General features: G+C 66.1%; 9 protein-coding genes. 3 read left to right on the top strand and 6 right to left on the bottom strand.

The genetic code is table 11. The features are described 5' to 3' along the window. Window positions 1-63: 63 nt before the first annotated feature. Complete coding sequence (locus ACFUTU_RS20380) at window positions 64-2,424, top strand: FdhF/YdeP family oxidoreductase (RefSeq protein ID WP_377967631.1); 2,361 nt, start codon at window positions 64-66, stop codon at window positions 2,422-2,424. A gap of 85 nt (window positions 2,425-2,509) precedes the next feature. On the opposite strand, the gene ACFUTU_RS20375 is transcribed toward ACFUTU_RS20380, so the two are convergent. The 5 genes from ACFUTU_RS20375 to ACFUTU_RS20355 all read right to left on the bottom strand — a co-directional run bounded on the left by ACFUTU_RS20375 (window position 2,510) and on the right by ACFUTU_RS20355 (window position 8,739). After that, a complete protein-coding gene (locus ACFUTU_RS20375) occupies window positions 2,510-3,808 on the bottom strand; it encodes a hypothetical protein (protein WP_377967629.1) in 1,299 nt (432 codons plus the stop codon). 236 nt (window positions 3,809-4,044) lie between these two features. Beyond that, window positions 4,045-4,566, bottom strand: coding sequence for a hypothetical protein (locus ACFUTU_RS20370; RefSeq protein WP_377967627.1), 522 nt, complete (start codon window positions 4,564-4,566; stop codon window positions 4,045-4,047). A gap of 252 nt (window positions 4,567-4,818) precedes the next feature. Next, window positions 4,819-7,326, bottom strand: coding sequence for an FAD-dependent oxidoreductase (locus ACFUTU_RS20365; protein WP_377967625.1), 2,508 nt, complete (start codon window positions 7,324-7,326; stop codon window positions 4,819-4,821). A 35-nt stretch (window positions 7,327-7,361) separates the two neighbouring features. Beyond that, complete coding sequence (gene purU / locus ACFUTU_RS20360; RefSeq protein ID WP_377967623.1) at window positions 7,362-8,303, bottom strand: formyltetrahydrofolate deformylase; 942 nt, start codon at window positions 8,301-8,303, stop codon at window positions 7,362-7,364. A gap of 85 nt (window positions 8,304-8,388) precedes the next feature. Beyond that, window positions 8,389-8,739, bottom strand: a complete 351-nt coding sequence (locus tag ACFUTU_RS20355) for a bifunctional 3-phenylpropionate/cinnamic acid dioxygenase ferredoxin subunit (RefSeq protein ID WP_377967621.1) — start codon at window positions 8,737-8,739, stop codon at window positions 8,389-8,391. 248 nt (window positions 8,740-8,987) lie between these two features. On the opposite strand from ACFUTU_RS20355, the gene ACFUTU_RS20350 reads away from it, so the two are divergent. Beyond that, a complete protein-coding gene (locus ACFUTU_RS20350) occupies window positions 8,988-10,229 on the top strand; it encodes an NAD(P)/FAD-dependent oxidoreductase (protein ID WP_377967619.1) in 1,242 nt (413 codons plus the stop codon). 56 nt (window positions 10,230-10,285) lie between these two features. Beyond that, a complete protein-coding gene (locus tag ACFUTU_RS20345; protein WP_377967617.1) occupies window positions 10,286-11,506 on the top strand; it encodes an aromatic ring-hydroxylating dioxygenase subunit alpha in 1,221 nt (406 codons plus the stop codon). Between the two features lie 114 nt (window positions 11,507-11,620). On the opposite strand, the gene ACFUTU_RS20340 is transcribed toward ACFUTU_RS20345, so the two are convergent. After that, window positions 11,621-12,427 carry an IclR family transcriptional regulator gene (locus tag ACFUTU_RS20340; protein ID WP_377967615.1) on the bottom strand — a complete coding sequence of 269 codons (807 nt, stop codon included), beginning with the start codon at window positions 12,425-12,427 and terminating at the stop codon, window positions 11,621-11,623. Between the last annotated feature and the right edge of the window lie 206 nt (window positions 12,428-12,633).

Here is a 12,633-nt window from a genome sequence, read left to right as displayed (position 1 = left end):
GGCCCGGCGCGCCTTGCGTGGCGATCAGACAGGCACGAAAGCAGCCGTTAGGAAGTTGGAACAATGAAGTTCGGGAAGCAGCCCGCCCCCGTCGCGGACATCAACGAGGACGAGCTTGAAGTCCACAAGCCGAAGACCGAAGCCGCCGGCGTCAAAGCCGTGATGGTGGCGCTGGAGCGCGCCGTGGCGCAGGCCGGCGTGACCCGCACGGCGCAGTCGCTGCTTCGGCTCAACCAGCGCGGCGGTTTCGACTGCCCCGGCTGCGCCTGGCCGGAGTCGGACAAGAAGCGCAAGGCCGCCGAGTTCTGCGAGAACGGCGCCAAGGCCGTGGCCGAGGAGAACACCCTCCGCACCGTGGGCGCGGAATTCTGGGCGAAGCACTCCATTGCCGAGCTGTCGGAGAAGACCGAGTACTGGCTGGGCAACCAGGGCCGCCTCAGCGAACCGGTGGTCATCCGGGAGGGTGAGACGCACTACTCGCCGATCTCTTGGGCCGACGCCTTCGAGCTCATCGGCGAGCACATCCGGGCCAGCACGCCGGACCGCTGCGTCTTCTACACCTCGGGCCGCACGGCGAACGAGACAGCCTTCATGTACCAGCTGTTCGCCCGGTCGCTGGGCACGAACAATCTGCCGGACTGCTCCAACATGTGCCACGAGTCCTCGGGCTCGGCGCTGAACCCCACGATCGGCATCGGCAAGGGCACAGTCTCGCTGGATGACATCCACGACGCCGAGCTGATCTTCGTCGTCGGCCAGAACCCCGGCACCAACCACCCCCGCATGCTGTCCGCGCTGAAGGAGTGCAAGGACAAGGGCGGCAAGGTGGTGGCCGTGAACCCGCTGCCCGAGGCCGGCCTGTTCAACTTCCGCGACCCGCAGACGCTCTCCGGCGTGGTGGGCGGCGGCACGCCGCTGGCTGACGAATACCTGCAGATCAAGGTCGGCGGTGACCTCGCCCTCTTCCAGGCACTGGGCCACCTGTTGCTGAAGGCCGAAGAGCAGAACCCGGGCACCGTCGTCGACCGTTCCTTCATTGACGCGCAGACCGACGGTTTCGACGCGTACGTCGAGGCCCGCCAGGAACTGGACTGGGAGGAAACGGAGCGGGCCACCGGCCTGTCCCGGGAGCAGATCGAGACCGTGGCCGGCATGCTGGTCAAGTCCAAGGCCAGCATCTTCTGCTGGGCGCTGGGCGTCACGCAGCAGCCGCACTCGGTGGACACCATCAAGGAGATGGTCAACGTCCTGCTGCTGCAGGGCAACTTCGGCAAGCCCGGCGCGGGCGCCTGCCCGGTGCGCGGACACTCCAACGTGCAGGGCGACCGGACCATGGGCATCTGGGAGAAGCCCAAGGAGTGGCTGCTCGAAGCGCTGGACAAGGAGTTCGGCATCCAGTCGCCGCGGCACCACGGCCACGACGCCGTGGAGTCCATGGAGGCGTTCGAGCGCGACGAGGTGGACGTGTTCGTGTCCATGGGCGGGAACTTCTCGCTCGCGTGCTCGGACACCGAGACCCTCGAAGCCGGCATGCAGCGGATCGGGCTCACCGTCCACATCTCCACCAAGCCGAACCGGTCCCACATCGTGCACGGCCGCACCTCGCTGATCCTGCCCACGCTGGGGCGCACGGACAAGGACGACAAGCACCCCAAGGGCGCCCAGTTCCTGTCCGTGGAGGACTCCATGTCCGTGGTCCACTCCACCCAGGGCAGGCTGCAGCCGGTGTCCGACCACCTGCTCGCCGAGCCCGTCATCGTGGCACGGATGGCCGAGGCCACGTTCGGGCCGGACCACTCCGTGGACTGGAAGGCCATGGCCGAGGACTACGACGTGGTCCGCGACCACATCGCCCGCGTCCTGCCCGGATTCGAGGACTTCAACGCCCGGGTCCGGACCAAGAACGGTTTTGTGCTGCCCAACCCGCCGCGCGACACCCGGTCCTTTGCAACGGACATCGGGCGCGGCCGCTTCACGGTCAGCCCGCTGGAGTACCTGACGCCGCCGGCCGGCCACCTGGTGCTGCAGACCATCCGCAGCCACGACCAGTACAACACCACGTTCTACGGCCTGGACGACCGCTACCGCGGAATTTCCGACGGCCGCCGCGTGATCCTGGTGCACCCGGAGGACCTGGCCGAGCAGGGCTTCAAGGACCGCGACCTCGTGGACGTGGTCAGCACGTTCCAGGGGACCGACCGCCGGGCCGAGAAGTTCCGGCTGGTGGCCTACCCGACGGCGAAGGGCTGCGCCGCGGCGTACTTCCCCGAGGCCAACGCGCTGGTCCACAAGGAAAACGTGGCCCGCGTGTCCAACACCCCCGGCTTCAAGGCCATGTTTGTCCGCTTCGAGCCCCACGCCGGTGGCGTTGCCACCGCGGAGGCGGCTGAAGCAGCCGGCCTGGAGCCCGCGTCGGCCCGCTAGGAGTTCCGCCGAACACCAAACAGAACGGCCCCGCTTCCTCGTGGAAGCGGGGCCGTTCTGGCCGGGTCTTTTCCAATGCGCGGCGTCAGCGGGCGGCACCGATGCTGCGGTCGGAGAACCAGTAGCGTTTGGTGACAGTGTTGGTTGCCATGACGACGATCCCCGTCCTGGAGTTCACGCTCTGCTTGGAGCTGGTCACGTTGTTCATGTGGGGTGACGCTGCATCTTCAATGACAACTTTCCCGCGGCCGGACGTGAAGGCAGGCTTATCCATCGAAGCGGTTTTTTCGTAGATGCTGCCTGCGGTGCCGGAGAAGGCGCAGCCACGGACGTACGTCGAGGGTGCCGTGTAAAACGCATGGACCAGATTGTTTGCCGTATCAAGGATGATCTGCGGGCGGGTAACGCAGTCACCAGTCCTGGCGATCGTGGTCTGCGTAAAGGAGCCCGTGGCCGGCTTGAAAACCACCAGCAGCAGCTGGGCAAGTTTCGGGTCTGTCGTGCCGTCATCAAGGCTTGTCTTCACCGCGGCATAGACCCGGCCGCTGGGATCGGACTGCAGGCTCTTGATGTTCAGGTGGTCATCCACCCGCTTGGTTCCCTTGATGGCTGGCTTCACCTTCCACGACCCCGCGGTTCGGGGACTCTTTTCGTCGTCATGCATGGCCCACCACGCCGTACCCGTGGCCTGGTCAGTCCACATGATCCCGATTTCGTCGCCGTCATAGGCCACAATCGCGGAGAGGTCGTCAGGGGTAGGGTGCGGGTCCTGGGCTGAGGGAACGACAAAAGGCCTTCCCCAGCCCGTACCGCCGGCCAGGGAGTTGTTGACGTACACCGTGCTTCTGCTGCCGGAGACCTGTGTCCAGGTGGCCCAGATTTTCCCCGTGGAATCCTTGGCGATGGTCAGCGATTCGCTGCTGTTGTTCGAGATGGTGGCCGGGAACCCTGCGTTGAGCGTGTATTTCCCGCCGGCGTAGCTGTAGCGGTACAGCCTGGCGGGCTGTCCGGACGCGCTGTTCCCGGCTGTCACGACGTTGGACGCTATGTACAGGTGGGTGCCGTCCCAGAGGGTGTCCGACGACGTGCTGGCCCTGGGGTCGGTCCGGACCCCTGTGCTCACCCAGGTGTGGGTGGCCCGGTTCAGGCGGTAGATGCTCCAGCCGCTGCCGGTCTTCCACATGTTGGCCCACCAGGAACCGTCATTCCACCACAGCTTGCTCTGCGGTTTATCAGCTGTTGGAGGATTGGTAACGCCGGAATAGGCGATGCTCCGGGTTCCGACAGTCGCTGCCTGGGCGGCGCTGTTGACGCCGAGCAGACTGCCGGCGGCCACGACGGACAGGACAACAAGGTGGATGAACCAGCGGACGGTCTTCTTCATCTTCAGCACCATTCCTCAGTCGGAAGTAAAGCCTCTTCGCCGGGGTCGTCAAGAGCCCCGTTCGGTAGCAGTAAGCGCCCATTCCAACAGGAAGCCTGCTGTGCGAGCGGCGACGCCGTCGGAACCTTCGTCCGGAGCTTCAGGATGCTCGGGAAACCTCATGAAAAGGTTGTAAAAACCTTGGGAAACGGATCCCCCACCGCAGCCTCAGGAAGCAGTACATCACTATAGGGCGTCTAACTGGCGTCGGGCGCCCTTCGGGCTGTTCCCCGGGTGAGCGCCAGATGGCCGCCCAGGAACCCGGCGCCGGCCACCGTGTTCCCCGCCAGCCCAAGCCCAACACCGAGGGCATGCCGGCCGCGCAGCCGGGCCATCAGGGAGCCGAGGAACAGGAAGATGGCGGCATCCGTTCCGAGCGCGTGCACCGCGCCGATGCGGCGCTCGACGCCGGTCATCCCGGCCCAGTCCCCGGTGCCCGCGAGCGAGGTTGGCCCGGCCGCCAGTACCCCCGCGGCGACCAGCAGCGTGGCGCCCGATCGGGCCTGGGTTCCTCCGGCCAGGTCAAGGATGGAAGCGCCGGTCCAGCACCCGAGCGTCACATCAGTAAGCGGGGGATGGGCTGAGTGGCCCAGGACGCCGGTATGAAAGACGCTGCGCCGCGCCCAGCCGGGTATCGGACCGTAGATGCGCTCCTGGGCGGCGGCCAGCTTTTCGGAGACAGGGCTGGCGCCCACTGCGCGGGCGAGGCGCTGCGGCAATGACAACTCATTCACGGGTCACACGCTACGCCCCCGGCTCAGCCCTGGACAGTGCCACCTCTGGACAGGGATCACTGTCCGGCAACTGCCAACCGTCCTGACCCTTTCTTAACCAAGAACGACGGCGACACGCCGGACTTGCCGGTGTGTCGCCGTCGTCCCCAACCGCCCCCTACCCTCGCAAGCTCGGCCAGGGAACCCTGCGGTCGTGGGCCCAGCTTCAATTAGGGTCAGGACGGCCCGCAAAGCGGGTTAGCCGCGGAGGCGCTCCATGCCGGGGTCGAACAGCGGCTCGGCGCTGACCGTGGCGGCGACGCGGTTGCCGAAGTACTCGATCTCCACGGCGTCGCCCTCGGAGACGGAAGCCGGGAGCCAGGCGTAGGCGATCGGCTTGCGGATCGAGTAGCCGTACGCGGCGCTGGTGACGTAACCGGACGCTACGCCGCCCACGTACACGGGTTCCTTGCCGAGCACAATGGAGGTGCCGTCGTCGACCGTCAGGCAGCGCAGTACCTTGTCGGCCGGCTGCTCCTTGAGGGCCGCCAGGGCCTCGGCGCCAACGTAGCCTTCCTTGTCCTTCGCCACGGAGAAGCCGAGGCCGGACTGGTAGGGGTGGTGCTCGGTGGTCACGTCCGTGCCCCAGAGGCGGTAGCCCTTCTCCAGGCGCAGGCTGTTGAAGGCACCGCGGCCCGCGGCGATGATGCCGTGTTCCTGGCCGGCCTCGAACAGCAGGTCCCAGAGCTTGAGGCCGTATTCGGCGGTGGTGTAGAGCTCCCAGCCGAGTTCGCCCACGTAGGACAGGCGCATGGCCGTGACGGGGATGCCGCCAACGTTGATTTCCTTGGTGCGGAAGTACTTCAGGCCGTCGTTGGTGAGGTCGTCGGTGCTGACCTTGCCGATCACTTCGCGGGCCAGCGGGCCCCACAGGCCGATGCAGCAGGTGCTGCCGGTGATGTCGGTGACGTGCACCCACTTCGCCGGGTCGGCTGCCGACTGCTTGCGGGCCTCAACGCGCAGGTAGTCGAAGTCGACGTTGCTGTTCACGCCGAGCTGGAAGTCTTCCTCCGCGAGCCGGGCGACGGTGACGTCGCTGCGGATGCCGCCGTCGTGCTCCAGCAGCAGGCAGTAGGTGACGGCGCCGGGCTTCTTGGCGATGTTTCCGGTGCTCAGCCGGTGCAGCAGGGCCTGGGCGCCGGGGCCGTTGACGGCGAGGCGCTTCAGCGGCGTCATGTCGTAAAGCGCGACGGCGGTACGCGTCTTCCACGCTTCGGCTGCGGAAATGGGGGAGGAGAACAGGGCTGCCCACGGCTCGCGTTCCGGTGCCTGCCACTCTTCCGGCAGTTCGTCCAGCAGGGGCCGGTTGGCCTCGAACCAGTGCGGGCGCTCCCACGCGGCGGACTCCAGGAAGAAGGCGCCGAGTTCCTTCTGCCGGACGTTGAAGGGGCTGACGCGCAGGTCCCGCGGGGATTCCTTGGGCTGCAGCGGGTGCATGACGTCGTAGATCTCCACGAAGTTCTGCTGCGAGGTCTCGCTGACGTAGTCGTCGCTGGTCTGGACCTTCTCGAAGCGGGTGAGCTCGGTGCCGTGCAGGTCGGTGCGGGAGCGGCCCTCGGTGAGAAGCTCGGCCACGGCCTTGGCCACGCCTGCGGAGTGCGTCACCCACACGGCCTCGGCAACGAAGAAGCCGGACAGTTCCGGGGCTTCGCCGATCAGCGGGCCGCCGTCGGGCGTGAACGAGAAGATGCCGTTGAAGCCGTCTTCGATCGCGGCGCTGCGCAGGGCCGGCAGCAGGTCCTGGCTGTCCTCCCAGGCGGGCACGAAGTCTTCCAGGGTGAAGTCCAGGCGTGAGGGCATGTGGTGGTCGGACATTTCCTCGGCCGACACCTTCGGGAGGGCGGACATGTCCACGGGCATCGGGCGGTGGGCGTAGCTGCCGATGCCGATGCGGTTGCCCCACTCGCGGTAGTAGAGGTCCTTGTCCTGGTAGCGGAGGATGGGCTTGCTGGCGCCCTTGGGAAGCTCGTTGACGCCCTCGAGCTCAGCGAGGGGGGTGCTGACGACGTACTGGTGGGCCAGCGGCAGCAGCGGCACTTCCAGGCCAACCATCTTGCCGAGCTCGCGGCCCCAGAAACCTGCACATGACACTACGATGTCCGCCGGGATCACACCGGAGGAGGTCTCGACGCCGGTGACCTTGCCGCCCCACTGGGAGATGCCGGTGACGGTGGTGGAGCCGAGGAAGGTCACGCCGCGTTCGCGGGAGCGCTCGATCAGCAGCTGCACTGCACGGGCGGCGAGGGCCAGGCCGTCGGTGGGGATGAGCAGGCCGCCGAGGACCTCGCGGCCGCCGGTGAGCTTGCCGGTGTTCAGCAGCGGGTAGATCTTTTCGCATTCATCGGCGTCGACGATCCGGCTTTCGACGCCCCAGGAGGTCATCACACCCATCTTGCGCTTGAGGTCGGCCAGGCGCTCGGGGGTGGTCGCCAGTTCCAGGCCGCCCACCTGGTTGAAGCAGGACTCGCCGTCCTTGCTCAGGGCCAGCAGCTTGTTGACGGTGTAGGTGGCGAATTCCGTCATGGTCTTGGACGGGTTGTTCTGGAACACCAGGCCGGGGGCGTGCGACGTTGAGCCGCCGGCCAGTTCCAGCGGGCCCTGCTCGACGACGGTGATGTCATTCCAGCCGCGGCTGGACAACTCGTCCGCGAGGTTGGTGCCGACAATGCCGGCCCCGATGATGACGACGCGTGGTGATGCGCTCATGGTGTGTGGTTCTCCTGGTTCGCGTTAGCGGAAAATTAGCGGAATACGACGGTGCGGGTCTTGTTGAGGAGGACGCGGTGCTGGCAGTGCCACTTCACCGCGCGGGAGAGCGCCTGGGTCTCCGCGTCCCGGCCCACCGTGACCAGCGCGTCCGGATCGAGGGCGTGGTCCACGCGGAAGACTTCCTGTTCGATGATGGGACCCTCATCGAGGTCCGCGGTGACGTAGTGGGCGGTGGCGCCTACCATCTTGACTCCGCGGTCGTAGGCCTGGTGGTAGGGCTTCGCACCCTTGAACCCGGGCAGGAAGGAGTGGTGGATGTTGATCGCCCGGCCGCGCAGCTTGGTGCACAGATCATCGGACAGCACCTGCATGTAGCGGGCCAGCACCACAAGATCGGCGTCGTATTCGGCCACCAGCTCCAGGAGGCGGGCTTCGGCTTCCGGCTTGGTGGCTGCCGTTACCGGCACGTGAATGAAGGTCAGTCCGGCCGCCTCGGCCATGGGCCGCAGGTCCTCGTGGTTGGAAACAACGACGGCGATCTCCGCACCCAGGCTTCCGGCGCGCCACCGGAAGATGAGGTCGTTCAGGCAGTGGCCGAACTTCGACACCATCACCAGCAGCCGCTGCGGGCGCCCGTCGTGGATGCTGAAGTCCATGCCGAACTCGCCGGCGATGGCAGCGAACTCGGAGGTCAGGCTCTCGGCAGTCTGCGGGCCGGCGTCACCGGCATCGCTGCTCTGAGTGAAGGCGGTGCGCAGGTAGAGGTTGCCGCTGACGTGGTCGTCGAACTGCTGGTGTTCGACGATGTCGAAGCCGCGGTCGGCCAGGAACGTGGTGATGGCGCGGACGATGCCCGGCCGTTCCGGGCACGCCAGCGTCAGGACGAACTCAGCGGCGCGGGCTTTTGCCGGGGTACCGGAGTTTGCGGCGGTGGTGGCGGCGACTGCGGGGGCGCCTTCAAGGAGTGTGGACAAGATTGTCTCCTGGGTTGGTGCAGACGTCGCTGCGGTTGCGGGGGTGGCCCAAGCAGCGCTGCTCAGGCCACCGGACGGGCTTGCGTTAGATGTGGCCGTTCACTGTCAGGCCCGGGGGAAGGTTGGGCTCTTCATCGGACTCGATGACCATGATGTCGCCGTCAACAACCTGGACTTCGTGTACGCGGACCGGGAGTTTGGCCGGCGGTGCATCAACCTTGCCGGTCCGGAGGTTGAACTTGGAGGCGTGCAGCGGGCACTCGACCTCGCAGCCTTCCACCCAGCCGTCCGTCAGCGAGGCGTCCTGGTGGGTGCAGGTGTCGTCGATGGCGAAAAGCTCGCCCTCTTCGGTGTGAAAGACGGCGATGGGCGGCGCGGTGTTCAGGCGCAGGGCTTCCCCTGGTGCCAGTTCGCTGAGCGGGCATGCCTTGTGCATGGGGGGCCTCTTTTCTCGTGTTGAAGGTATAGAGATACTGCCGGCGGTTTGTTCCGCATGGTTCAACAGCAGTCGTAATATGCAACAGAGTGCTTTCCATCACACGCTTTTGTCAAGGGTAGACGCTCCGATTACGTGCCTCTTCTTTAATGAGTCTTTACCCCCTTGACAGCCACGGTGGCATGGATCACTCTGTTGCATATAGCGATTGTTGTTGCGCTAAAAGCAATAGAAAGAGGGGTGTATATATGCAGACGCTTGCGATCGTGGGAGCCTCCCTGGCAGGCCTTTCCGCCGCGCGGGCAGCCCGCGCCCAAGGCTTCACCGGACGGCTCGTCATCATCGGCGATGAGGAGCACCGTCCGTACGACCGGCCGCCGCTTTCCAAGGACTTCCTGCTGGGAACCATCACGGCCGAGGACCTGTCCCTGGAAACCGAAACCGACGACCTCGACGCCGAGTGGCTCCTGGGTGCAGGCGCCGTGTCCCTGGACGCGGAGACGAAGACCATTGGCCTCGCCAACGGCCAGGCTATCCAGGCGGACGGCATCGTCATCGCCACCGGCGCACGCGCCCGGCAGCTGCCGGCGCTGGCCGGCCTGAGCAATGTCTTCTCGCTGCGCACCCTCGCCGACGCGCAAAGCCTGGCGCCGGAACTGGTGCCGGGAAGCAAGATGGCCGTCATCGGTGCCGGCTTCGTCGGCGCCGAAGTTGCCTCGTCCGCAGCCTCCCGCGGCATGGATGTCACCCTGGTGGACACCAAGCCGGTGCCGTTCGCCGCGCAGCTCGGTATGGAAATGGGCTCTGTGGTGGGCGGCCTCCACACCAACAAGGGTGTCCGGCTCATCTCGTCGGCAGTCATCGAAGACTTCTACTCGGGCGAAGGGAACGTCACCGGCCTCCGGCTGGCCGACGGAACCTTCGTCGCCGCTGACGTCGTGGTGGTGGGTATCGGCGCTGAGCCGAACGTTGAGTGGCTCGCCGGTTCCGGCGTGGAGGTCGACGGCGGTGTGTTGTGCGACGCGATGGGGCGCACCAACGTTTCCGGCATCGTGGCCGTGGGCGACTGCGCCGCCTGGTTCGACGCCGCTGTGGACAAGCACCGCCGGGTGGAGCACTGGACCGGTGCCCTCGAGCGTGCCGCCCTGGCGGTCCAGGCGCTGCTGGACGACGACGCACCCGCGCAGCCGCTGAAGCCGCCGTACTTCTGGTCCGACCAGCACGGGGTGAAGATCCAGTTTGCCGGCCACTCCGCCGGTTACGACCGCATGGAGGTCGAAGCAGGTGATGCCGCCGAGCACAGCCTGCTGGCCGTCTACTACCGCGAAGACGTTCCCGTCGCCGTCCTTGGCATGAACCAGCCGCGGCTGTTCACCAAGTGGCGCCGGAGCCTCGCTCCGTCCGCACCCAAGCCGGCAGCCGCCGTCGTGCCTTCAGTTTTGACGCCGGCGGGCGAACCCGCCCTTGCCGGTGCCGCCGCGGGGCTTTAGCCCCAATCCTTTCTTTGTAATTCGTGTTGTTTGTGTTGTTTTGTTAGGAGAGCAAATTGTCTGTTGAGGTATCCACCCCGAGCCTGATCCCCACGCTGGGCGGTCATCTGTACACGGATCCGGCCATCTTCCGGGCCGAGCAGGAGCGTATTTTCGAGCAGATGTGGTTCTGTGCGATCCGGTCCTCGGACCTGGACAAGCCCGGGGCATGGCAGACGGTTCAGATTGGCCGCGAAAGCGTCCTGATCTCGCGCACCCGCAAGGGCGAAATCCGTGCCTTCTACAACGTCTGCCGCCACCGCGGTGTGAAGCTGTGCATGGAGGAAAAGGGCGAAGCTGCCCGCAACTTCCAGTGCCCCTACCACGCCTGGACCTATGACTTCGAGGGCAAGCTGATCGCTGCCCCGAACCTGACCAAGATGCCGGACATCGACCGCGACGAGTACGGCCTGTCCAAGGTCCACCTCCGTGAATACCTGGGCTACGTGTGGGTGTGCCTGGCCGAGGAGCCGCCGTCCTTCGAAGAAGAAGTCATGGGCGCGATCGAGGAACGCCTCGGCAACGTCCACGCCATTGACGGCTACGACGTGGCCAACCTGTCCGTCGGCCGCCGCATCCGCTACGACGTGAAGGCCAACTGGAAGCTCATCATCGAGAACTTCATGGAGTGCTACCACTGCGCCACCATCCACCCGGAGCTGACCGAGGTCCTGCCCGAGTTCGCCGACGGCCTGGCTGCGCAGTACTTCGTGGGCCACGGCGCTGAGTTCGGTGAGGACATCAAGGGCTTCACGGTGGACGGCTCCGAGGGCCTGGACCTCATCCCGGGCGTGAGCGAGGACCAGGACCGCCGCTACTACGCGATCACGATCAAGCCGACCGTGTTCGTCAACCTGGTTCCGGACCACGTGATCATCCACCGCATGTTCCCGATGTCCGCAGACCACACGATCGTCGAATGCGACTGGCTGTACCTGCCCTCCGTCGTGGAATCCGGCAAGGACGTCACCGCCTCCGTTGAGCTGTTCCACCGCGTCAACATGCAGGACTTCGACGCCTGCGAACGCTGCCAGCCGGGCATGGCCTCCAAGTCCTACGCCAAGGGCGGCGTGCTCGTCCCCAGCGAGCACCACATCGGCGCTTTCCACGACTGGGTACAGGAAAAGGTGGGCGACGTCCCGCTGTCCGGAGAAGCCCTGCTGGGCCTCACCGCCGACACCCCGCCGCTGGAGGAACGTGCCGAAACCCTGCAGCGCAAAGAGACCGCAAAGTCCTAGTTTCCTTGTTTGAGCCTTAGGGCCGTTGACTGAGCCTGCCGAAACCGCAAGTTTCGGCAGGCTCAGCCGTTTAAGCAGACGCAGCCGTTCAAGCAGACGCAGCCATTCAAGCCGTCACCGGCCGGTGTAGCCCATCTTTCCGCTGATGGTCAGGCCGGCTTCCTTCAGGCCCTCGATCAGTCCCGGCGTGTTTTCCGGGTCGAAGCGGAAGGCGGGGCCGGAAATGCTGACCGACCCGATCACCGTCCCGAAGTGGTTGAAGACGGGCACGGCCACCGCGGTCAAGCCGATCTCCAGCTCCTCGTGGACCGTTGCGTAGCCGTTGTGGGATACGTCCAGGAGCTGTTGTTCCAGGGTGTCCCGGTCCGTGATGGTCCGCGGTGTGCGGGCCGGCAGGCCCACCTTTTGGATGATCCGCGCCCGTTCCTCAGCCGGCAGTGCCGCCAGCAGGACCTTGCCGCTGGAGGTGGCGTGCAGGGGCGTGAGGCTGCCCACCCAGTCGGACGTGGCCAGCGTGGAGGGGCCCATGGCCTGGTCCACGTTCACGGCGTAGTTGGAGCGCAGCACGGCGAGATTCACGGTTTCCTTGTACTGCTCCGCGAGGCTCTCCAAAGTGGGACGCGCCTCATGGACCAGGCTTAGCCGGCCGGGGATGGAACTGGCCAGGCGCAGGATGCCAAAGCCCAGCTGATACTTGCCGCGGTCGTGGTTCTGACGCACGATCTCCCTGGCCACCAGGGACCCGATCAGCCGCGAAACCGTGGACTTGTGGACTCCCATTTCGTCGGCTATTTCACTGACACCGGCGTGCCCGTCCCGGGCCAGGATCTCCAGGATCTGGAGGGCGCGGTCGACGGACTGGACGCCTCCACCCTGGACGTCCGGATCCCTGTCAGTCCATTGTTCGTCTCTTGCAGCCATCAGCGGTGCTCCCGGTTTGTCGCCGTGACCAGCGGTGGGGCGCTGCGCCATCCCGCCTGGTTCACACCTCCGATCCTAGACCGAGAGCGGGCCGGGGCGTCATTCGCCCGAAACGCAGGGAACCCCGCCGCGGCGCTGGGTGGGTCAGTGCCGTGGCGGGGTTCCGTGGTGTTTAGCCGGGGTGGTTAGCCGATTTTGTTGGCGGC

The organism is Arthrobacter sp. NPDC057388 (assembly GCF_042668165.1).
Lineage (GTDB): Bacteria > Actinomycetota > Actinomycetes > Actinomycetales > Micrococcaceae > Arthrobacter.
This window is presented reverse-complemented; position numbering and strand designations above follow the sequence as displayed.